Source organism: Thermoproteota archaeon (assembly GCA_030130125.1).
In the GTDB taxonomy this organism is placed as follows: Archaea; Korarchaeota; Korarchaeia; order Korarchaeales; family Korarchaeaceae; genus Korarchaeum.
Genome location: JARZZM010000036.1, coordinates 1 through 21,820, shown reverse-complemented (window position 1 = coordinate 21,820; position 21,820 = coordinate 1). Strand labels below are relative to the sequence as shown.

Below are 21,820 nucleotides of genomic sequence, written 5' to 3'. Positions count from 1 at the left end.
GACATGAGGGAGTCCACTATTATGTTCCTTCACTATGTTACTGCCATCCTGATAGTGATTACTGGCTTAATACACTTGCTCGCGAACAATGACCCGGTTATAGGCGCAACCATAAAGGCGAACCCTGTCCTTTACCTCGGTAACATGGCGATATTCTTAGCTGCCCTCCTCTATCACGCCTTTAATGGAGTCAGGGTAATCCTCATTGAGATGGTGCCCGACAGGTGCTGGACCAAGTGGATCAGCTGGGCCATTCTGATAGTGGGCATAGTCACCTACGCCGTGGGCCTGCAGGTACTGATGGTCGCGCTTGGGTTCGCATGAGGAGGTGATTTTATGGCTTCAGAGGAAGCTAAGGAGTATGTTCTTCCGCCCGAGGTACTTGAGGAGACCATGAAGGCCTCTGAGGAGCTCTGGAAGCCTGTAAGGAAGATAAAGTTCAGGATCTACAAATACAACCCGAGGAAGGACTACGCTCCATATTGGGAGGAACATGAACTGGAAGTTTCAAGGGGAATGACGGTCTTAGATGCCCTTCTGATAATAAAAGGGGAGGCGGATCATTCCCTCGGATTAAGGTACTCCTGCAGGATGGGACTCTGTGGATCGTGCGCCATGATGATAAACGGTAAGCAGATGCTGGCCTGTCAGACTAGAGTTCTAGAGGCTGCTGGAAGCGGTGATGTCGTCGAGTTGAGACCCTTGGATAACTTCCCTGTTGAGAGAGACCTAGCTGCTGATTTCACATCCTTCTTCGAAAAGCACAGGGCTGTGAAGCCTTGGATAATAAGGAACGATGATGTCGAGCTGAACAATCCGACTGGCCCCTACAAGCAGACGGTCGATGAATACGCTAGATATTACCAGTTCACCGATTGTATAAAGTGCGGGGCTTGTCTGTCCGCCTGTCCAACCGCCGCCACGGATTACGAGTACCTAGGACCCCAAGCCCTAGCTCAGGCGTACAGGTACATAGTTGACACTAGAGACGACGGTCTAGATGTCAGGATACCCGTCGTGGATACCGAGCACGGGTGCTGGCGCTGCCACTTCGCAGCCTCCTGCTCAGACGTCTGCCCAAGAGGGGTTGATCCTGCTCAAGGAATACAGCTCTTAAAGAAGCTCTTAATAAAGAGAAAGTTCGGTTTCAAGCCGCACAAACCAGCTGAGGCCCTCCCTGCCAAGGTCAAGGCGGAGAAGAAGGAGTGATCATCTCTCCCTACCCTCCTCTTTTGACTAGCCAATTGAGACGGGACTGACAGTTGATCTCTTTATTAGGTTGATTGACCCTGACACCCGGGGGAATGAGGTAGGATCAACCGGCTGACGAGTGATGACTTTGCCGAGTCCCGACCCCCTAGAGTGAGAGGAGGGTCATGCTACATCTGTTAGTGCTTGCAGTGGCTCCAGGATTATTCCTGCTGATGATTTTCTACCTGAAGGATAGGTATGAGAGGGAATCCTTGTCGCTGGTTGGGAAGGTATTCCTCGCTGGAGTGATGGCCGTCTTTCCGGCAGCTCTTTTTGAGGGCGTGTTACTTTCCAACTTATCCCCTAGGTCTGGGGACATTTCGCTCCTAATCTACATGAGTTACCTCGGAATAGGATTTCCAGAGGAGCTTGTGAAGTTCCTAGCGGTGTTATTGCTGGCCTACAACTCGAAAGAGTTTAATGAGCCCTTTGACGGGGTAGTTTACTCTGTAGCTTCCTCCTTGGGATTTGCCACGCTGGAGAACCTGTTCTATGTGCTGGAAGGCGGGGTCTTGGTGGGTTTGGTGAGGGCAGTGCTGGCGGTTCCGAGTCACGCGCTGGATGGTGCTGTCATGGGGGTGTACTTGGGAAGGGCGAAGATGATGGGATATAAAGAGGGCCTAGCGAGAGCACTGGTATTCCCGATCTTACTCCACGGCACCTACGATTTCCTCCTGTTTTTGGATCCCAGTGCGTTTCTGTTACTGGGAATCCCTCTCATGCTGCTGGTTTTGAGGTTTGCTCTGAAGTCCGTGAGGAGGCTCGAAGATTCCTCACCCTTCAAGACACCTACCCCTCAGCCTTGAACCTTTATTTACCCGTGTTCTCGAGGAAGGGCGATGGATGGCGAGGAATTCTACAGGTGCGATGTCTGCGGGAGGATCGTTGAATCCTACTCTAGCTCGGGAGGTGAGCCTCCCGTGTGCCATGGCAAGCCAATGGTCCCCATGGAGTTCAAGGGAGAGGGTGATGACGGCGCCGAAGAGCATGAACCCGGTGTATTCGAAGAGGACGGGAGGATCTATGTGGAGGTGGGAGTGGCTCCCCATGAAATGACTCGAGATTCGAGGATAATCTGGATTGAGATAGTAAGCGCCGACGGTAGGGTAAGGAAGTACCTGTCGGGCGAAGTGCCTGGAACCACATTCGATAGACCTAGAGGTGACTTTGAGGTGAGAATCCTCTGCTCTAAGCATGGAATCTGGAAATTTGACTTCAGGCAGGCCAGTGAAGACCTTCGGCAGGCTGTCGAACGGGCGATTGAGAGGTTCAACTCGCTTAGAAGTCCGGAAGCCAAGGCAGTGGTGCTGGAAATCAGGGGCGATCTCGTCAAGGTCGAGTTTACGGGTAACTTCTGCAGAACATGCGGTTTCTACGACTACTTCGAGGATTTCAGGCTTGCGCTAGTAAATTCAGGGGTGAAGGCGAGAACAGTTGAGATAGACGAGTTCGAGGATGGAGCAGTGGTGACGTACAGGCTGGGTGATGGTAGTGGGGATGGAGGACCTGATTAGGGAAGTGAACAGGCTGAGAAGCGAGGAAGTCTCTAAGCTCATAGCTATCAGGATGAGGGAGTTCGAGCGACTGGGGAAGAGTAGTGCGGAGGAGATATTCAAGGAGCTGGCTTTTTGCCTCTTAACTGCCAATTACAGCGCCGAAGGCGGGATAAGGATACAGAGAGCTATAGGAGACGGGTTCATCACGCTTCCCAGGGAGGAACTGGAGAGGAGATTGAGGGAGCTCGGTCACCGCTTCCCCAAGGCCAGAGCTGAGTACATCGTTGAGGCCAGAAAACTCTTACCCGAGTTGAAGGGCATCCTGAGCAGCTTCAAGGATGAGAGGAGTCTCAGAGAGTGGTTAGTCAAGAATGTGAGGGGTCTAGGATACAAGGAAGCCAGCCATTTCCTGAGGAATATAGGATACAAGAATGTGGCGATAATCGACTACCACATAGTGGATGTACTGGTGAGGTATGGGATCATAGAGAGACCTAAGACCCTTACGAGAAGGAAGTACTTGGAAATAGAATCGATACTAGGGAAAATAGCCGAGAAGACGGGCTTAACTCTCGGAGAACTCGATCTCTATCTCTGGTACATGGAAACTGGGAAGGTTCTTAAATAGGCTGGTAAAAACGCGTTCGGGTGATGGGAATGAGGAACCTGAGTAGCGATGTCGCCATGCTCGCGGTGATAGCGGCTGCATACGCTGTGCTGACCCTCGTGCTAGCTCCGATCTCTTTCTATGCAGTCCAAGTGAGGGTAGCAGATGCTTTGCTGGCGCTTTCGGTGCTGATGGGCCCTCCAGCAATACTGGGAACGACTTTGGGCTGCTTCATAGCGAACATGCTCGGGCCCTTCGGGATAGTGGATGCCCTAGGAGGTTCAGCTGCTAATCTCATCGCTACAGCTATAGCTTGGAAGCTGAGGGACAGACCCCTACTCGCTCTAGGTCAGATGCCCGTCACCGTTTCCCTGATAGTCTCAGCCTACTTATACCAGCTGTTTAACCAGCCCTTCCTCATAACCTTTGTCTACATACTGATAGGGTCTATGATAGCCATCGATGTGATCGGATTCGCTCTGTTGAAGGCGGTGGAGAGAGTCTACCGCGGTCAAGTGTCCTGACAGACCTCCTCTTTTTACCTTCACTCCTACGTTAGTTAATGAAAGGGTCGTCGACTCACATCAAGATTAACGTAGGAATTCGCATGTCTCCGTTTATATAATTCTTGTTTATTTCCGGCTCGTAACATACTAACTTTTAATATTTCGACGAGAGAGCCTCCTGATCAAAGCTATAGACCCCGATTAGGCAGCTATGTTCCATCTAGCTAGGTAAGGTGATCATATGAGAGCGAGTAGAAGGGTTGGAATAGTTGGTTGGGGAGTTTACGTTCCCAAATGGCGCATCAAGTCGGAGGAGCTAGCGAGAGGATGGGGGCGTGACTGGAACAGGTACGCCGCGGGTATCATGGTCGAGGAGAAGAGCGTTCCAGGCATCGACGAGGACACCTTCACAATAGCCTATGAGGCGTCAATCAATGCGTTGAAGCGGGCGCGCATAGATGCGTCGAAGCTCAGGGCAGTCTACGTCGGGACAGAGTCCAAGCCCTACGCGGTTAAGACAACCGCCACAATGCTGATCGACGCCCTTGGTGCTGGAGGGGAGGGCAGGCTCACCACAGGTGCTGACTATGAGTTTGCCTGTAAGGCCGGAACGGAGGCCATTCAATCAATTTTAGGGCTGATAGGCTCTGGAATGATCGATTACGGGCTAGCTGTCGGAGCGGACACGGCTCAGGGCGCTCCAGGGGATGCGCTGGAGTACACGGCCTCCGCTGGCGGTGCCGCCTACATCCTAGGACCGGCGGACAGGTCAGTGGCTGTGATAGAGGCCTCCCTCTCACACGTAACTGATACCCCTGACTTCTGGAGGAGGCAACATGAACGCTACCCGGCTCACACGAGGGCTTTCACAGGAGAGCCAGCTTACTTCAAGCACATAACGACTGCAGCTAAGGAGCTCATGACTCTGATGGGTACTACGCCGGAGGATTACGATTACGCCATATTCCACCAGCCGAATGGGAAGTTCCCCCTGAGGGTGGGGACGAGGCTGGGATTCACACCGGATAAGATAAAGCCTGGTCTAATAACTCCTTACATAGGAAACACCTATAGCGGATCGGCTTTGGTCGGGTTAGCGGCTGTCTTGGATCAGGCCAAGCCCGGGCAGAAGATACTGGTCGTGTCGTTCGGTTCAGGAGCTGGGAGTGACGCGTTCCACATAGAGGTGAAGGAGGGAATAGAGGAGGTCCAAGGATTGGCACCTAAAACCATGGATTACGTCTCCAGAAAGGAGTACGTCGATTACACTACCTACGCTAGGTACAGGAGGATGATCCGCATGCTCCACGACTTCAGTGCCTACTGAGATGCTCAGGGGTGATGCCATGGTCTATGTGATAGGTGTGGGTTTGACCAAGGTGGGCAACCATTGGGATAAGTCCCTGAGACACCTAGCTGTGGAGGCGGCTCTAGCTGCCTTAGAGGACGCATCAATCGAGGATGTGGATTACATAGTCGTCGCCAACGCCCTTTCCGGGGTTATAAACGCCCAAGAGAACCTCGCATCCTATGTTGCCACCCATCTGGGAATGGCGGGCACACCAGCAGTCAAGGTGGAGGCCGCTGGGGCCTCGGGGGGAGCCGCCATACTACTCGCCAAGTCATTGGTGGTGAGCGGAACCGCAGAGAAGGTACTCGTGGTGGGCGTGGAGAAGATGACCGACTATACATCGCTGGAGGACTCCACATCGGCCCTCTCTACCTTCATAGACTCTGAGTACGAGGCCTTCCCCGGGGGGACACTGGAATCCATGCATGCCATGATGATGCGGACCTACATGAAGAAGTACGACGTTCCGAAGGAAGAGTTCTCCCATTTACCCCTGCTAATGCATGAGAACGCGTCGACGACCCCTCATGCCCAGCTCAGGTTTAAACTGAAGCCCCAAAGCTATGAATCATCTCCAGTAATAGCAGAACCAGTTACGATGCTGGATCTCGCCCCTATCAGTGATGGAGCTGCAGCAGTGGTACTTTCCAAGGACGTAGGTAAAGAAAACAGCGTCAAGATAGTCTCATCCGGTCAGGCGACTGATACCATCTCCATATACCGCAGGAATGATCTGACTCAGTTACCTTCAGTGCGCGCTGCTTTCAAGAGGGCTCTCGAAGCATCTCAAGACTTCAAGCCAGACTTCTACGTGATCCACGATTACTCCAGTGTGATGGGATACGTGGAAGTCGAAGAACTCGGTTTAGCGGAGAGGGGGAAGGCATCGTTGCTCTTCAGTAGTGGAGATGCCCGGAGAGATGGTTCCACTCCCATCAATCCGGAGGGAGGTTTGAAGGCCCGAGGGAATCCCGTGGGTGCGACCGGCGTCTATCAGATGGCAGAAGCTTTCCTGCAAATAACTGAGAGGGCTGAGGGCTGGCAGGTTCCTGGTGCAAAGAATGGGCTCGTTCTAAGTGTAGGCGGTCTAGGGGCCAATTCGGTTGTACACTTGGTGAGGGAGGTGTGATCTATGTGGGCATATTGGCAGAGTGTCCCAGCCCATTGGAGGGAACTCCCGGCTAGGTACAGGTTGGAGGGTGGTAGGTGCAAGGATTGCGGTCATAAAACGCTACCGGAGGAGAGAGTATGTCCGGTATGCGGATCCAAGAACATTGAGAGGGTGGCGCTGCCTAGAAGGGGTAAGGTCATCAACTACTCCGTAATCTGGAACGCCCCCAGAGGATACGAGTATTACACCCCGTACGTCGTAGCTCTAATAGAGCTGGAGGATGGTACGCGTGTCTTCTCACAGTTAACGGATGTGCACCCAGAAGAGGTCAAGGAAGGAATGGAGGTAGAGATGGTAATAAGGAAGACGCGCGTGAGCGGCGAATCTGGCCTTATAGCCTACTCATACAAGTTCAGACCTGTCTTGGGGTGACCCTCCATCCAATCTTTTTTACTGTAGAACCGGTTGACTGGACCGATGACTCTCCACTATAGGGGAAAGGCCAAGCGTATCCTCTCTTCTCTGGGTGTGGAGGACTACGATAGGATCAGAATAAGGAAAGGGAGTCTTGTATACGAGGGAATCGTGATACCTCGACCGGAGATTTTCGACGATGAGCATGTGATCCTAAAGCTGGACAGCGGATATAACGTCGGGATACACCTAGATGGCGTCGAGATAGAAGTTCTGGAGAAGGGAAAGCCTATTCAGAGAAAGGAGGTCCCCTCGCTCAGGTTCAGGGAGGATCTACCCTACGTTCCCCTCATAGTGACCGGGGGAACCATCACTTCTAGGATCGACTACTCTACGGGGGCGGTTATAGCCCACGAGAAGCCAGAGGAGCTACTTGACCTAGTACCCGAGCTGGCTGAGATCGTTAACATAGATTATGTGCCTCTGTTTGCCGAGTTCAGCGAGAATTTAACCCCAGATCATTGGAGGAAGATAGCCAAGGCGGTTTACGACGAGTTAAGGAGGGGGGCAGAGGGTGTCATAATAGCCCATGGCACCGACACCATGCACTTCACGGCGGCTGCCCTAGCCTTCATGCTGCGTAACCTAGATAAGCCGGTCGTTCTGGTCGGCTCTCAAAGGTCAATAGATCGTCCATCCACTGATGCTATCCTCAACTTGATAGCTGCTGCAAGGGTGGCGGCGCGAGGACCCATTGCCGAGTCCGTCATTGTGATGCACGGGAGCCCACACGATGACTATGCCTTCGTGATAAGGGGGGTGAAGGCGAGGAAGCTTCATACCTCCAGGAGAGATGCTTTCCAGCCGGTAAACGAGCCTCCAATTGCTAAAGTGACGAGGGAGAAGATAGAGTTGTTGTCCAACAAGTTCAACCCCAGAAGAGAGGGAAGGAGCCGGGTAGAGCTGGACGACCTACTTGAGCCCAATGTGGCCCTCCTCCACGTGTGGCCCGGTATGCCGGAGGACATGCTTAGGTATGCCGGTGAGAGGTTCAAGGGTATAGTGATAGCCGGGACGGGATTGGGCCATGTCCCCCGCTGGCTCATCCCTACCGTGGGGGAGATAGTTAGCAGCGGTGTCCCCGTGGTCGTAACATCCCAGTGCCTATTCGGCAGGGTGGACCTCCAAGTGTATGAGACGGGAAGGCGTCTCATAGTGGCTGGTGTGATACCGGGAGGGGATATGCTCCCTGAGGTAGCTCTGATAAAGCTGATGTACGCTTTAGGTCATACCAGCGACATGGAGGAGATCAGGAGGATCATGCAGACGAACATCGCCGGGGAGCTGGGCGCTCACCTAGGACTAAACGTATTTCCGCCGTGTTGGAGGTGATTACGTGGACATCAATTACGAAAAGGTGGGTCTCAAGGTCGGGCTGGAGATCCATCAGAGGCTCGACACTCACAAGTTGTTCTGCAGTTGTCCCTCAATAATGAGAGAAGATGAGCCCCATGAGTGGATCAGGAGAAGACTGAGTGTCTCTTACAGCGAGTTAGGTACTATAGATCCGGCCGCTAGGTTCGAGTCGTTGAGGAAGAGAGATTTTCTCTACGGGATCTACTACGACACCACCTGCGAGGTGGAGGCTGACGAGGCGCCACCCCATCCAATGAACGAGGAGGCCTTAGAGATCTCCCTGACCATAGCGCTGATGCTGGGGATGGAGCCCGTGGACGAGGTCCATGTCATGAGGAAGATAGTCGTCGATGGAAGCAATACTACTGGATTCCAGAGGACCGCTTTAGTAGCACTGGGTGGGGAGGGCAGCGGGATAGAGACAAAGTGGGGCAGGGTCAGGATGGCGACCCTCTGTCTGGAGGAGGAGTCAGCCTATATCGTTGAAAGTAAGCCCGAGAGAGCTAGGTACAGGCTCGACAGACTGGGCATCCCCTTGGTGGAGTTGGCGACCGAGCCCGATATTATGTACCCTGAACAGGCCAGAGAGGCGGCATTGAAGCTCGGGAGGATACTTAGAGCGACAGGTAAGGTTCAGAGGGGGTTGGGTACCATCAGGCAGGACATAAACGTTTCCATAGAGGGCGGCGCCAGGCAGGAGATAAAAGGCGTTCAGGACTTGGATCTCATCCCGGAGATAATAAGGAGAGAGGTTATGAGGCAGCTTAACCTCCTCAGCATAAGGGATGAGCTGAGGAGTAGGGACGTGAAGGAGGAGGATCTGGATGTCCCCATCGTCGATGTGACCTCCGCTTTCTCGTCCTCCAAGTCGAAGTTGATAACGAAGGCCCTATCTAGGGGTGAGAAGGTCTACGGCATTAAAGTCAAGGGTTTCAGTGGGATATTGGGAAAGGAGCTACAGCCAGGGAGGAGATTCGGGACGGAGCTAGCTGATTATGCCAAGGTCTTCGGTGGAGTTAAGGGCATCCTCCATGGGGACGAGCTACCTAGCTATGGGATAGGAGAGGATGAGGTGAATGAGGTCAGGGAGCTGCTCGGATGTGATGAAGGAGATTCCTTCGTGCTCGTTCTGGGGAGGGAGGATGCCGCCAAACTGGCTCTGGACTCCGTGAGGAAGAGGTTAAAGCAAGCTCTCAGGGGAGTACCCAACGAAACTAGGAGAGCCCTCCCAGACGGAAACACCGCCTTCATGAGACCCATGCCTGGTTCCGCTAGGATGTATCCCGAAACCGATGTCATGCCTGTGAACTTGAGGCCCGTACTGGAGAGGATAAAGGGGCTCCCTCCCATGCCGGAGGATCAGGTCAGGGAGCTGATGGAGAGATACGACCTGACTGAGGAGTTGGCTTGGGAGATATTCGATGAAGGGAAAGTGGAGCTCTTCGAGAAGTTGAGTAGGTACGGAGTGCCTACCAGATTTCTAGCGTCGATGCTCGTCTCAATGGTCAGGTCCTTGAAGAGAGAGGGCGAACCCGTGGAGAATCTGAGGGAGGAGCACTTTGAGGAGATAGCTAAGTTACTTGGAGAAGGATCGCTGGCTAAGGAGGCCGTGCCCGAAGTGCTGAGGTCTCTTTCCAGGGGAGAGTACTCCAGAGCCGAGGAGTACGTGAAGACCCATCGCATGTCGGTCGATGAGTTGGACAAGGTGATAGAACAGGTCCTCGAGAAACTCTCGTCCAAGGTAAGGGAGAGGGGAGAGAGGGCTTACGGCATGGTCATGGGTGAGGTGATGAAGGAGGTCAGGGGGAAGATAGACGGATCTATAGTCAGCAAGATGGTGAAGAAGAAGTTAGAAGAATTCCTCAAGGCTCGTTGATCTCCTCTCCTTCACTATATCGTCGAAGTCCATGTCTAGGGAATCGAGTATCTGCTCGAATGTGGTCTTCATTATCTCCAAGTACTTTCCCTTATCTATCTGGGCTTTTTTGGCGAGTTCGAGGGGCATCACACCTTCTCTACCCCTCACCTTCACGTATCTGATCACTTGACCGGCCACCACCCTCCTTCCCATGCTCTCAAGCATCCTCGCCACCTTGACGTGCTGAGGGGTGGTCTTCTTGTAGCTGTTCAAGTTCCTAGTCAGCATGGTCTTGAAGGCCAACTCCTCCAGATCGAACTCTCCAGCTTCCAGCCTTTTCACATAGGACCTTATCGTCTCAGCTACCTTCTCCCTGGCCTCCTCGAACTGATCGGGAGTTTTCACCTTTCTGAGTATCTCCAGCACCTCATCAAACGCCTTCTTGACGAACAGTGGAATGTTCCTCTTCTTCCCGAGGAGCCCTTTCACATCAATTACTCCGTCCACGGTCACTCCCAAGTAGTTCTTCTTCAGACGAGAGAGGACCACGTACCGATACCACTTGTCCAGCTCCAGATCTATACCCAACTTGGATTCTACTGCCTCCTCTAACCGTTCTATTTCCTCTTGAGTTGCACCCTTGATGAATAGAGAATCGGTGTCACCGTAAATGACCTCCAAGCCCATTTTCCTAGCTTCCTCTATCGATAGGAGCATAGCCTTCCTGGCCAATGCAGTGATGGTCTCGGCGGCAGGTGGGGAGTACAGAGGGAAGTTCTCATACCCGAACACCCCGTAGCTAGCGTTAAGGAAGACCTTCAAGCTCCTCTGAACCGTGTCGAACCATCTTCTCATGTGCTCGTCCTTCTCCTCTTTAGCCCTCTTCTTGTACCTCCTCACCCTCATGTCCCTCAACGCCTGTATGAGGTAGGGGACTATACCGAGCCCCTTCCTACATATCCAGTGAGGCAGTTCCTCCACCGGCCTGTTCTCTCTGCAGTCCTCGTGTGGGCAGTTTATCGTCTCGAAGCTTACTTTCCACCTGCCAATTATGGAGGGATATAGGCTCGCGAAGTCCATCACCGCCACATTGAAATGGACGCCCGGAACTGGCTCAAGCACTATGGCACCCATATACTTCTTCCCCTTTATTATCGCCTGGGAGTAGGTCCTCTCTCCTCTGACCGCCTTTATCTCGTCCTGTTCCGGTATGAGCCAGTTCCTCCTCCTGTATTCGAAGAATATCATGTTCCTGATCCATGAGGAGACTCCCTGCCTAGATACCTCCTCCAAGGACATCTTGCTTATCCTAGAGAGGAGGAAGAGTAGTCTGATCAGCTCGCCCTCCCCGATATTTCCCAGCTTGAAGGTCAATTCCGCATCCTGCAAGCAGTATTCAGCTAGTTCTCTGACATCAACAGAGTAAAAGTCTCTAGTGCCCAGTTCAATCTTCCTCTCACCGAGTAAGGCCTCAGCCACCTCATCTAACGTGTAACCTAAGTACTTATTGTTGAACACGTAAACCTGAATTGACTTGTTGCTAAAGAGTTTATAGAGATCTACGTGCATTCCTGTGTCTAGAAGAGCTCTGTCCCTCTCCAACCTTACTGGCCAGTCCCTCACTCCCAATTCCCTAGCCCTCCTAGCTAGGTAGGGCATGTCGAAGTTATCGCCGTTGTACGTGAAGACCAGTGGATATTGTGAGATCCTGTCCAGGACGGAGCGGATCAACCTACCCTCGTTCTCATACTTGAACAGTCGAGCTCCATTGGGTAGGGTATCTGGCACCTCTCCGCCCCGCAGCAGCACATGAACCTCCTTCTGACCGTCACTGTCAACCAATGCCGCTGCCGCCACAGGTTTATCCGGCTTCGAGGGGTCGGGCATCCTGTCTAGAGTGGCTAGTACCTCTATATCGACGGCAACTCTCTTTAGGTGTGGAGAAGGTTCGTCGAATAGGGGTATCATGGAAGAGAGTATCTCCCTGGTCCTCTCGTCTAAATGCCTGAACTCTTGGGGGATCTCGCTGTCCTCATGTAATCTAACCACATTTCCTGAATCATCCACTTCGTAAGAGCAGCCGGGTATCAGCCCTCTGTCATACACGTAGCAGTCGTAGTACTTTATCTTGGCTTCCCACACACTAAACCCTTTCTTCGCTAGCTCCTCCCTCATGTTCCTAGGGGATCCTCCTATGGCGAGCGGATCCTTGGCCTCTACCTTCGTCACTTCAACTTCCTTGTCCCTCAGAATGTCGTACTTTCTTACCTTAGAGACCTTGAATAACCTGGCAGCTAAGCTGGGGGACAGTATCTCCTCTAAAGAATCGGCTGGCGCATCCGTTAACAAATAGGGTCTATGTCCGGTATTATCTCTAACCAGAAAGACCTCCCCTCTCCTAGGATCATAGAACTTCATTACAGCAGCTTTATCCTCACCTGAGTAGAAGACGGAGAGGAGTATTCCCCTTCTATTCGTCATACCCAGCGCATCCATAAGGGACCCTCATTTAAATAAAGGGTACCATCTCGGTTTGGCGAATGGTGTCTAGCATGAGAAAGGGCCCTGCAGTCCTACTAACTTCCATCTTACTCCTGAGCACTGCCATCCTCTCTGTCTCCGCTGTGAGGCCGATGCCAGTAGCCACTATAGTCATACATGAGGATCTCTCAGCCACCATGAAGGCCCGAGTCTTCAGGCTGATTCACGAGCCTGAAACCAGATACTTCTCCAACGTCCTCAAGGCTCCCATACTCAACTGGATAAGCTACAGGGGGAATGTCACCATAAACATGACGAATGCTGGGCCCAGGGGGATTTACACCCTAATAGCTATCCCTAGGCCAGGAGACCCTACAAGGAGGGCCAACTTCTTCCCCAAGGCTGAAGCAGCGGGTTACTTCGATAATACAACGGTTCACACTCTGATGAGCTTCTTCTATGGGGATAGGTTCCTCCTTCTCTATGGAATAAGGTGGAACTTCGTCAATGTAACTTACGCGTCCACCCCGCACATAAACTACACGGGGATCATCTCAGTTGCCTCCGTCGCGGCGAAGAGTGACAAGATAGAGTCACTCCATCTTTCCTTCAAGACCGAGGAGCAGATGGCCACACGTGCCCTGATTGTTAACTATAATCTCACTGTAGAGAGCCTCCCATTGGAGCTCAGAAGAAGTCCTAGTGGCTATTACTACATAGACCTGACACCTCTCACGGCAGCACTGCCGGACGACATCTCTGCCAATCTATGGGTCAACTTCACGAGTCTAAAGATCTCAGTACTCGGAGGGAACCCAGCACCTAAAGTGGTCATATGGAACGATGCCCTTTGGGAGTTCGTTCCCCAACTTCAAGAGAATGGCAAATCTCTAGTGGTCATAATACAGAAGGCCGAGCCCTACGTACCTCCTCAGCTCATTCTCCTAGCAGTAGTCCCACCGGTGATTGTCGGGGCCTATCTCTTCTGGAGGTTCAGGATGGAGAAGTCTAAGAGGGGAGTCAGAGAGAAGAAAGGAGATTCCTGAGCACTTTTATAGCGAGTGGGAGGCTGTATCCGTATCCGGGTCCTCCCACGACTACATCTGCTCTTTCTTTGACCTCTCTTGGGGCATTGGGGAGGGCTATCGAGAGGCCTACCACGGAAAACATCTCCAAATCATTGTGGGAGTCACCTACAGCCGCCACATGACTTGGATCTATACCAAGTTCCTCGCATAGAGATAGGAGTCCTGTTCCCTTGTTTACCCCTTTGGGCATTATGTGAAGGGCGTAGCCGCTGGTCGTTATTTCCACATCCAACCCTCTCGAGAGTATCTCTTTGACCAGCCTCTCCTGGGTCATAGGATCCATCCTCAAGGCCAAATCAACGTATCTAAACTCGGAATCTTCAGATATGTATTTTCCATAATCACTATTTTCTATAAATTTTTTCACCTTTTTCATCGCATCCAGATCACCAAGCAGCCTGCGCTTCCCCTCGAAGTACACTACCCCCCCATTTTCGGCTATCCCGATCACTCGAGAGCTTGGTCTCAGGTAAACTGACAGAGCATAGGCGATGGGAAAGGGGTTACCTGTCACTAGGGCTATAGGTACCTTCTCCCCCAGAGATCTCAGAGCTTTAACCGCTCCTAAGTGAATGTACGGCTCCTCATGGGTTATGGTACCGTCCACATCGACGGCTACAAGGTCCAGCTTCTCAAGCATTTTTATAAACGCCCCCAATCTATGCCAACCGAAGGGAGGTAAAGAAGGTTGCCATCGTGGGGATATTCCTACAGCGCGAAAGGCGAGCGGGAAGCTATGGCCTCAGGGAGAGACCTGAGGGTATCGTTCAAGGAGATGGTCGAGTTGCTGAGAGCCATCCGAGGCAAGAAACTGTCTGAAGCTTACCAGATTTTAGACGATGTGATAGCTCTGAAGAGGGCTGTGCCCTTCAAGAGGTTTAAGAGGGGAGTGCCCCATAGGAGGGAGCTGAACGGATGGAAACCTGGTAGGTACCCCGTGAAGGCCGCGAAGCTCGTCAAGAAGATACTCAAGAGTGCGGAGTATAACGCCACGAACAAGGACTTGGATCCTGACCGCCTGTATGTGAAGCATGCAGCTGCTCAGACCGGAACCAAGCTGAAAAGAATATTTCCCAGAGCCTACGGTAGAGCTACCCCCAAAGTGGAGCAGTTGGTTCATGTTGAAGTAGTGCTGGAGGAGAGGGAGGAGGAAGAATGAGCGCCACGAAGACTCTGCCTAACTATAAGAAGTTCGTTCAGGAGGGCATTATCAGATACTCCTTGCATGAGTTAATGGAGAAGATAGCCGAGAAGGCTGGTTTTCATGGTGTGGACATTTCCTCCACGCCGGTGAGGGATATCATTACGGTTTACGTCGAACGTCCCGGGATAATCATTGGCAGGGGCGGGAGAGCATCCAAAAGGATAGGAGAAATGGTAAAAGAAGCCTTAGGCATCTCTAATCCCTATATTCAGGCCAGGAAGGTGGACGAACCCTTTCTGAGTGCGAGGATCGTAGCTAGCTACATAGCTAGGAGGATCGCTAGGGGAGAGAGGCACAAGAGGGTGGCCTTCTCCGCACTCAGGAGGGTCATGATGGCCGGCGCTAAGGGAGTGGAGATAAGGCTCGCAGGCAAATTTGGGAGTCAGAGAGCTAGGGAAGAGAGGTTCAGGGCCGGGATAATCTATAGATGCGGGCAGGATCAGATAGAGAAGGTTGACTATGCGGTGAAACATGTGCTTATGCCCCAAGGAGTGATAGGTGTTAGAGTTAGGATAGTGAGGCCCGACGTCGAGAGCCCTGATATGGTGAAGATAAAGGAGGAAGTCATAGAGGAGATAAGACAGAGAATGAAGGCTGAGAGAGAGGAATTGTCCACCACCGAGGTGGAGGTCGAAGTTCCTGAGGAGTTAGTGGAGGCCTTGGAGTCTTCCGAGGGATCTGAGGAAGTCAAGGAGGCTGAGGTGGTTGAAGCGGAGGCGGAAGAAAGCTCAGTTATTGAGGAATCCGAATCAGCTGAGTCGAGTTCAGAGCCGAAGTCTGAATCAGAATCGGGATCGGAGGAAGCTGGAGCCGAGTTATCCGAGTCGGAGGTTGAGGGGGTGAGTGAGGTTGCCAACGAGGAAGGTTGAGGAGCTAAGAGGTATGACCAACGAGGAGCTCCTAGAGCGGTTGAGAGAGGTGGAGAGGGAGTTCTTCCTTCTAGAAGCCAAAAGATTAATGGGAGCGGCTGAGAAGATCCACCTCAACAGAGAACTGAGGAAAGAGAAGGCCAGGATTCTGACAATTCTTAGGGAGAGGGGTATAAAGATATAGCTCCCATAAGACCCTCCAATCTCCTTTATCACGAGCTTATCGGTCTGGAGGTGAAACTGTTGTCCTCACCTAATCTGGCGGAGCTTGGGATCAGGGGAAGGGTCATCTACGAGACCAAGAACATGCTTGTGATCAGGACCTCCAAGGGTGATGTCAGGGTACCGAAGGATAAGAGGTTGTTTTTATTTAGGTTGCCCGGTGGTAAACGAGTCATCGTCCTAGGTGATAAGATAGTAGGAAGACCTGAGGAAAGGGTGAAAAGATCATGAGGAGACTATCTGAAGCTCTGATCGGAGATGTGATCCCTCCTGAGAGGGAATGCTCCGATGAAAAGTGCCCTTGGCACGGAAGCATATCTATCAGGGGGAAGACCTTGGTGGGTAGGGTTATCAGCACCAAGATGACGGGAACTGTGACCGTGCTCGTTGAGTACCTCCATTACAGGCCGAAATACAAGAGGTACGAGAGGAGGAGGAGCAAGATTCACGCGCACCTCCCGCCGTGTCTCGATATAAAAGAAGGGGATATCGTTAAAATCGCCGAGACTCGGAGGCTTGCGAAGACCGTCAGTCATGTGGTCTTGGGGAAGGTCAGGTAGAGGATCTCCTCCACCCGTACTTACTTTCGTCGTAGAAGGGCATTTTAGAAACCCTCACCTTGAACTCCTTCGTCCCCTTGATAGTGAATTCCTCTCCCTCCCTTGCTAACTCTGGTGGGATGTATCCCATACCTATTCCTCTCCCTAATGTAGGACTGAAGGTGCCGCTGGTGACCACGCCCACCTCTTCCTCATACCTGAGTATCTTATCTCCCTTTCTTGGGGAGTTTCTAGTCTCGCTTAGCAGGCCGACCCTCTTCCTTTTCACTCCTTCCCCCTTCACTCTAATCAAGGCTTCTTTACCTACGAAGAACTCCTTATCTAGTTTCACGGCGAAATCCAGACCTGCTTCAAATGGATTCGTTTCCTCGTCTATGTCGTTCCCATAGAGAACTAGCCCGGCCTCGAGCCTGAGTATATCCCTCGCAACCAGTCCGCAAGGTACCGCTCCCTTGTCCACCAGTTCCCTGTATATGGATTCGGCCCAGTGGACATCCCACGCTACTATCTCGTAGCCATCCTCCCCGGTGTAACCTGTCCTACTTACGACGAACTTGGTTCCTTCGTGAGTACTCTCTTCTACCCTGAACTTCTTCAGGTCAAAAGTCCTTCCTAATACGCTGTGAACGAGGCCCCTAGCTTTAGGTCCTTGAATGGCCATCATCACGGTCCTAAAGGTTTCATCTCTCAATTCCACATCCATACCCCACTCCGATATCAATCCCTCGAACCACTTCAGTATCTTCTCCCTGTTCGACGCGTTCACAACGAATAGGACGAGTTCGTCCGAAAGCTTGAAGGCCACGTTATCGTCCTTTATTCCCCCCTCGGGGTTGAGGGTTAGAGTGTACCTCGTCCTCCCGTTGGATATCCTGATGTTATTTGAGGTGGCTCTCTGGAGGAAGTCAACTGCGTGAGGTCCTCGAAGTAGGAAACGCCCCATGTGAGATGTGTCAAATATCCCGACCGAATTTCTGACCGAGAGCGTCTCCTTAAGTGAGTTCGTGTACTTCATTGGCATTTCCCAACCGGCGAACTCGAAGAACTTAGCTCCCAGCTCCCTGTGAAGGCCGTCAAGTGGAAGTCTGAGCACCTGATCCCACCTATATCCCTACTCTACGAAAGGTTATTACATTTTCCTGCTCTAATGGGTCTTAGGGTTAAATATGGCCGAGGAACCAGCAGTTAAGGCGGCGGAGGAGATCGCCTCCCAGTTAGGAGAGGATAGGGTTCTTCTAGAAGATCTGGACAGGTCTGCCTACTCTTACGATGCTTCTGGTATTCATGCGATCCCATCCGCCGTGGTTAGACCGTCTGATGTGGAGGATGTGTCGTTCATCTTGGAGGCTGCCAATAGATACGGCGTCCCAGTAATTCCTAGGGGCTCAGGGACTTCTTTAGTGGCAGGACCGTTACCCATAGAGGGGGGTATAGTTATAGACATGCAAATGATGAGCGGCATCTTGGACAGGGACGACTACAGTGGTCTCATCAGGGTGGAGGCGGGAGTAAAAGTTTTAGAGCTCAATAAGGTATTTCCCGACAGATTCATGCCCATTAATCCGGATGGAGCTGGATTTTCCACCGTTGGCGGTCTAATAGCCGAAGATGCAGCCTCCCCGCTCTCAGCTAAGTACGGAACCATGAAGGACTTAGTGATAGGTGTCGAGGTGGTTCTCCCATCTGGAGAGGTAGTCTTAGTGGAGCAGCCTGGACCTCCCAGTAAGTGGAACGCTTTAGGCCTAATGTTGGGATCGGAGGGGACCCTAGGGATATTTACATCCGCCTACCTGAGACTACCCTTGAAACCTGAGAGCAGAAGGGCTTTCATGATTGAGTTCTCGGATGTATCTGATTCTATAACCGTCCAGAACACCATAGAGAAAGAAGGTATGGGCGTGATGGGCTTTGAGGTGTATCATAATTACAGGGAGGTGGTTGAAGGTGGAGGAACGGAGGCTATAGCCTATCTAGAGCTGGCGGGTAAGGAAGACTGCTTGGATCTGTGGAGCTCTAGGTTGAGCGAAGTGTTGGGCAGTATGGAGATTCAGCATGAGGAAGCAGATTTGGAGGATGCGAGTGATATATGGATCAGGAGGAAGGGCATATACGAGATTGCTAAGAGCAAGGAGTCGGCGATAAAGGTCGTGAGCATGAGAGTTCATCCCCATCTAGTCAGGGATGCTGTCCAAGAGATAGATAGGACGGGTTCTAGGATGAAGCTCCCTGTAGTGACGGTCTTCGATCCGCCTTTGGGTTGGGTCATGGCCATATTCCTATACGATCCCACCAACGAGAAGGAGGTGGAGAGAACTGAGAAAGCGGCCCAAAACGTCATAGGCAGGACGGTATCACTGGGAGGATCTGTGGGATTCGGAACCGGCGTCGGAGTCAACAGGATAACTCCAGATATGGATGAGGGATTTGTGGCCTTATTCTCTAGGGTGAAGGAGGCACTCGATCCGAACTGGATCATGAACCCCGGAAAGCTCATCGAGAGGTGAATCCCTTGGTGGAGTTCCCGGAGCAGCTTGTCAAGGAGCTCGGGAGATGCATTGGATGCGGAGCGTGCAACATCCCCTGTCCCATGTTCCATGTGGAGGGTCTTAAAGAGACAGAAGGTGCAAGAGCTCGTATAAAGCTTCTCTCGATGCTAAGCTACGGAAAGATCGAATTAACCGAGGAGTTCCTCAGCTACACGTTCACCTGCATGAACTGCGGGCTCTGCAGTAGCTTCTGTTCTGTGGGCATAGATGTGTTCGGTGTGATCGTCGGTTCCAGATCGGCGTTAATAGACATGGGATACGTCCCTCTAGTCACCGTCAGCATGAGAGACGTGAGGAGGAAGACCGGCAGCCCGATCGGAGATAGGATAACTAAGGGGGTATGGCTGCCTCCTGACTTCCAGCCCGAGAAGGGAGCAGATCTACTCTTCTTCGCGGGATGCTGGGTGCACACGGTACCTGAAGTGGCGTTAGCAGCGAACAAGCTCCTCCAGAAGATCTCGGAGAGGGTAGTCCCAGCAGGAACAAACGAGCCGTGCTGTGGAGGGCTCGTGTACGTGATTGGGGAGAGGGACAGTTCTGAAGAGTCAAGGGAGGAGTTGAGGAGGTTCTTGGCTGATCTCTCCCCGAAACGCGTGGTATCCGGATGCTCTCTGTGCGCCAACATGTTCACGGATCTGGGCATGAAGGACTTGGCCTCTATCATAGAGGAGGCTCTAGAGGAGGGGAAGATAAGGACGAAGAGCCTGAAGGGTAAGAGGAACAGGATGTTCTTGGTGCCTTCGTGTAGGAGCAATGGCGCATCCAAGAGAATACTGAGATCCATAAAGAACGCGAACATGTTGGAGATTCCGGAGTGGGTGTGCTGCGACTGCGGGGCCACACTCATCTACCAAGCGGAGCCGGAGAAGTTCGACAGATGGCTAGGAAAGCTGCTCGACATAGCAAGCAACATGGATGCCGACTACGTAATTATAGAGGAAGTCGCATGTTACTCCATGATCTATGAAGCCCTAGAGGGGAGAAATAAGGTGAAAGGCATGAAGATAGTCTCACTCCCCTCGTTCCTTTTAGACCATATCTCTTGACCCGGATTTCTTATTTCTTACATTTTCTATTCAATCCTCTATAGTCACAAGGGATCTCCCCAAGATCATGTAGGGTCTTCCCACCGAGATGTATATGAAACCAGCTTCCTCAGCCTCTTCTGGTTCGAAAAGGAGTCTTCCGTCGAATAATATCACTGGTTCATCCTTCTTAACAGCTCTCCTCAGTTTTCTCAGGTCGAGCATTTTGAACTCAGTGTGATCGGTTACGAAGGCGATTGCGTCGGCATCCTTGACTGCCTCCGGTATATCGGGCACATACTCGCCGCCAAATGAAGACCTGACTAGGGGATCATATACCTTGACTGCGTGACCTCTCTTAACCAATTCCTTCACAAAAGGCTCTACCGGAGATTCTCTGGGATCGGGAACGTCTCCCTTGTATGTAGAGCCCAGCACGGCTACCACACCACTCCTCCCGCCCCTAAGTTGTCTCACGAGTTCATCTAAGATGCTAGCATAATGGAATGGCATCTCAGCGTTGAGTTCTCTGGCCCTCTTTATCAGATTAGGTCGATAACCCCTCTCTTGCGAGGCCCAGAACAGGAACCACGGATCCTTGGTTAGGCAGCTTCCTCCCACACCTATCCCCGGAATCAGCATGTTTACCCTAGGGTGCTTATTCGCTAGCTCCCTGACTTTCCTCACATCCACGCCCAAGACCTCACACATCCTCGCTACTTCATTGGCGAATGCTATGTTCACATCCCTGTACGAATTCTCCACCAGTTTGACCATCTCGGCCGTGAGGGGATCTACTATCTCTATTCCACCTTCAACGAAGGATTCATAGAGTGTCTTAGCTAGCATTCCTGACTTCTCATCGATAGCACCGATTATCCTGAAGTTCTGGACGAGCTCTTGGAGGAGCCTTCCTGGCAGGGCCCTCTCTGGGCAGTACGCTAGGTAGATGTCCTTGCCTACCTCTAGACCCCTAGATTCGACTGTCGGGATTATCAGACCGTAGAACGTTCCAGGAGGTAGTGTACTCTCTATTACTATGAGTCCGCCCCTCCTCACTATCTTTAGGGCGCTCTCCAAGGCCGACAGTACCATGCTGAGGTTAGGCCCATTCCTTTCCTTTGGAGTGGGAACGGCAATTAGAACCACGTCAGACCCATAAAGTTCGCTTAGATCTTCTGTTGGAAAGTAATTGCGTTCTTTAAGCTCATCTAGCAATTCAGCTATGCCCTTTTCCTGTTTTAGGCGGGTCTCTCCCCTCGAGAGCTCATCTATCAGGTTTCTGTTCACATCGAACCCGTAGACGGTGAATCCCACCCTTGCCATGAGAAGTGAGGTAGGAAGGCCTATGTAACCCTGACCCAAGACAACTATCTTGGCCTCTCTAGCTTTAAGAGCTGTCTCTAGATCTTCATAGAGTATTCTCTTCATTTTCCCTCGATTCGTGGGTGCATGTTGGCTTCTAAAATGATAGCCTTGAAAAGGATGAAATCGAACGAAAAAGAGCCCATTATGGGGTAAAGGAATCAGACAAGTGTTCCTTCCCTCTCTCTGACCTTCAGTCTGGTGATATATCCTGCTATCCTGTTTCTGTAGACTTTGGACTTTATCTCAGCTATCTGGGAGAGCATTCTCTTGTTATGCTCGAAATTCTCGGTCCAGAGGTCTGGATATTGCTTAACGAGCTTATACGCAGTCCTCTTAATTACCTTCTCCCTCACTGTTCCCATATCTATCCTCGGATGGGGATGGACCCCACTCTATTTTAATCTTTTTATGGTCTTTTTACAGGACGGCATGATTATTTGGATGCAG

The 21,820-nt window shown here is 51.8% G+C and carries 24 protein-coding genes; 19 read left to right on the top strand and 5 right to left on the bottom strand.

Annotated elements, in window-relative coordinates; genetic code table 11:
* The first annotated feature begins 3 nt into the window (after positions 1–3).
* The 11 genes from QI197_06250 (at position 4) to gatE (ending at position 10,028) form a co-directional block, all read left to right on the top strand.
* Positions 4–324, top strand: a complete 321-nt coding sequence (locus tag QI197_06250) for a hypothetical protein (GenBank protein ID MDK2372963.1) — start codon at positions 4–6, stop codon at positions 322–324.
* 12 nt (positions 325–336) lie between these two features.
* The gene (sdhB, locus tag QI197_06245; GenBank protein MDK2372962.1) at positions 337–1,209 is read left to right on the top strand and encodes a succinate dehydrogenase iron-sulfur subunit; all 873 of its coding nucleotides are present in this window, start codon (positions 337–339) and stop codon (positions 1,207–1,209) included.
* A 167-nt stretch (positions 1,210–1,376) separates the two neighbouring features.
* Positions 1,377–2,057: a PrsW family glutamic-type intramembrane protease gene (locus QI197_06240; GenBank protein MDK2372961.1), complete on the top strand. Its 681-nt coding sequence runs from the start codon at positions 1,377–1,379 to the stop codon at positions 2,055–2,057.
* Positions 2,058–2,090: 33 nt separating this feature from the next.
* Positions 2,091–2,765 (top strand): desulfoferrodoxin family protein, encoded by a 675-nt coding sequence (locus tag QI197_06235; protein ID MDK2372960.1) that lies wholly within the window; start codon positions 2,091–2,093, stop codon positions 2,763–2,765.
* Positions 2,749–3,375 carry an N-glycosylase/DNA lyase gene (locus QI197_06230; GenBank protein ID MDK2372959.1) on the top strand — a complete coding sequence of 209 codons (627 nt, stop codon included), beginning with the start codon at positions 2,749–2,751 and terminating at the stop codon, positions 3,373–3,375. Before QI197_06235 ends, QI197_06230 begins: the two co-directional genes overlap by 17 nt.
* Before the next feature lie 29 nt (positions 3,376–3,404).
* Positions 3,405–3,878 (top strand): QueT transporter family protein, encoded by a 474-nt coding sequence (locus QI197_06225; GenBank protein ID MDK2372958.1) that lies wholly within the window; start codon positions 3,405–3,407, stop codon positions 3,876–3,878.
* Between the two features lie 223 nt (positions 3,879–4,101).
* The gene (locus QI197_06220) at positions 4,102–5,187 is read left to right on the top strand and encodes a hydroxymethylglutaryl-CoA synthase (GenBank protein ID MDK2372957.1); all 1,086 of its coding nucleotides are present in this window, start codon (positions 4,102–4,104) and stop codon (positions 5,185–5,187) included.
* Positions 5,188–5,206: 19 nt separating this feature from the next.
* Complete coding sequence (locus QI197_06215; protein ID MDK2372956.1) at positions 5,207–6,340, top strand: hypothetical protein; 1,134 nt, start codon at positions 5,207–5,209, stop codon at positions 6,338–6,340.
* Between the two features lie 3 nt (positions 6,341–6,343).
* Complete coding sequence (locus QI197_06210) at positions 6,344–6,754, top strand: Zn-ribbon domain-containing OB-fold protein (protein MDK2372955.1); 411 nt, start codon at positions 6,344–6,346, stop codon at positions 6,752–6,754.
* A gap of 45 nt (positions 6,755–6,799) precedes the next feature.
* Positions 6,800–8,128 carry a Glu-tRNA(Gln) amidotransferase subunit GatD gene (gene gatD / locus QI197_06205; protein MDK2372954.1) on the top strand — a complete coding sequence of 443 codons (1,329 nt, stop codon included), beginning with the start codon at positions 6,800–6,802 and terminating at the stop codon, positions 8,126–8,128.
* 4 nt (positions 8,129–8,132) lie between these two features.
* Complete coding sequence (gene gatE, locus QI197_06200) at positions 8,133–10,028, top strand: Glu-tRNA(Gln) amidotransferase subunit GatE (protein ID MDK2372953.1); 1,896 nt, start codon at positions 8,133–8,135, stop codon at positions 10,026–10,028.
* Here gatE and QI197_06195 read toward each other — a convergent pair.
* On the bottom strand, positions 10,002–12,506 hold the full coding sequence (locus tag QI197_06195; GenBank protein ID MDK2372952.1) for a DNA-directed DNA polymerase I: 2,505 nt from the start codon (positions 12,504–12,506) through the stop codon (positions 10,002–10,004). The two genes, gatE and QI197_06195, sit on opposite strands and share 27 nt — an antisense overlap.
* 56 nt (positions 12,507–12,562) lie before the next feature.
* Here QI197_06195 and QI197_06190 point away from each other — a divergent pair, with 56 nt between their 5' ends.
* On the top strand, positions 12,563–13,537 hold the full coding sequence (locus QI197_06190; protein MDK2372951.1) for a hypothetical protein: 975 nt from the start codon (positions 12,563–12,565) through the stop codon (positions 13,535–13,537).
* Here the strand turns inward: QI197_06190 and QI197_06185 are convergent.
* The gene (locus tag QI197_06185) at positions 13,512–14,219 is read right to left on the bottom strand and encodes a phosphoglycolate phosphatase (protein ID MDK2372950.1); all 708 of its coding nucleotides are present in this window, start codon (positions 14,217–14,219) and stop codon (positions 13,512–13,514) included. The two genes, QI197_06190 and QI197_06185, sit on opposite strands and share 26 nt — an antisense overlap.
* 48 nt (positions 14,220–14,267) lie before the next feature.
* Between QI197_06185 and QI197_06180 the strand changes: the two genes are divergently transcribed.
* The 5 genes from QI197_06180 to QI197_06160 are packed head-to-tail and all read left to right on the top strand — an operon-like array spanning position 14,268 to position 16,434.
* Complete coding sequence (locus tag QI197_06180; protein MDK2372949.1) at positions 14,268–14,738, top strand: 50S ribosomal protein L22; 471 nt, start codon at positions 14,268–14,270, stop codon at positions 14,736–14,738.
* Complete coding sequence (rpsC, locus tag QI197_06175; protein ID MDK2372948.1) at positions 14,735–15,652, top strand: 30S ribosomal protein S3; 918 nt, start codon at positions 14,735–14,737, stop codon at positions 15,650–15,652. Before QI197_06180 ends, rpsC begins: the two co-directional genes overlap by 4 nt.
* Positions 15,633–15,836, top strand: coding sequence for a 50S ribosomal protein L29 (gene rpmC, locus QI197_06170; GenBank protein ID MDK2372947.1), 204 nt, complete (start codon positions 15,633–15,635; stop codon positions 15,834–15,836). The genes rpsC and rpmC overlap by 20 nt, the downstream gene beginning before the upstream one ends.
* Positions 15,833–16,105, top strand: a complete 273-nt coding sequence (locus QI197_06165; protein MDK2372946.1) for a ribonuclease P protein component 1 — start codon at positions 15,833–15,835, stop codon at positions 16,103–16,105. The genes rpmC and QI197_06165 overlap by 4 nt, the downstream gene beginning before the upstream one ends.
* A complete protein-coding gene (locus QI197_06160) occupies positions 16,102–16,434 on the top strand; it encodes a 30S ribosomal protein S17 (GenBank protein ID MDK2372945.1) in 333 nt (110 codons plus the stop codon). The genes QI197_06165 and QI197_06160 overlap by 4 nt, the downstream gene beginning before the upstream one ends.
* On the opposite strand, the gene gcvT is transcribed toward QI197_06160, so the two are convergent.
* Positions 16,427–17,527: a glycine cleavage system aminomethyltransferase GcvT gene (gcvT, locus tag QI197_06155; GenBank protein MDK2372944.1), complete on the bottom strand. Its 1,101-nt coding sequence runs from the start codon at positions 17,525–17,527 to the stop codon at positions 16,427–16,429. The genes QI197_06160 and gcvT overlap by 8 nt on opposite strands.
* 73 nt (positions 17,528–17,600) lie before the next feature.
* Here gcvT and QI197_06150 point away from each other — a divergent pair, with 73 nt between their 5' ends.
* The gene (locus QI197_06150) at positions 17,601–18,938 is read left to right on the top strand and encodes an FAD-binding oxidoreductase (GenBank protein MDK2372943.1); all 1,338 of its coding nucleotides are present in this window, start codon (positions 17,601–17,603) and stop codon (positions 18,936–18,938) included.
* Between the two features lie 8 nt (positions 18,939–18,946).
* Positions 18,947–20,026: a (Fe-S)-binding protein gene (locus QI197_06145; protein MDK2372942.1), complete on the top strand. Its 1,080-nt coding sequence runs from the start codon at positions 18,947–18,949 to the stop codon at positions 20,024–20,026.
* A gap of 30 nt (positions 20,027–20,056) precedes the next feature.
* Here the strand turns inward: QI197_06145 and QI197_06140 are convergent, their stop codons facing one another.
* Both QI197_06140 and QI197_06135 read right to left on the bottom strand, forming a co-directional pair.
* Positions 20,057–21,436, bottom strand: coding sequence for a nucleotide sugar dehydrogenase (locus tag QI197_06140; protein ID MDK2372941.1), 1,380 nt, complete (start codon positions 21,434–21,436; stop codon positions 20,057–20,059).
* 95 nt (positions 21,437–21,531) lie between these two features.
* Positions 21,532–21,735 carry a 30S ribosomal protein S17e gene (locus QI197_06135; protein ID MDK2372940.1) on the bottom strand — a complete coding sequence of 68 codons (204 nt, stop codon included), beginning with the start codon at positions 21,733–21,735 and terminating at the stop codon, positions 21,532–21,534.
* Positions 21,736–21,820 lie beyond the last annotated feature (85 nt).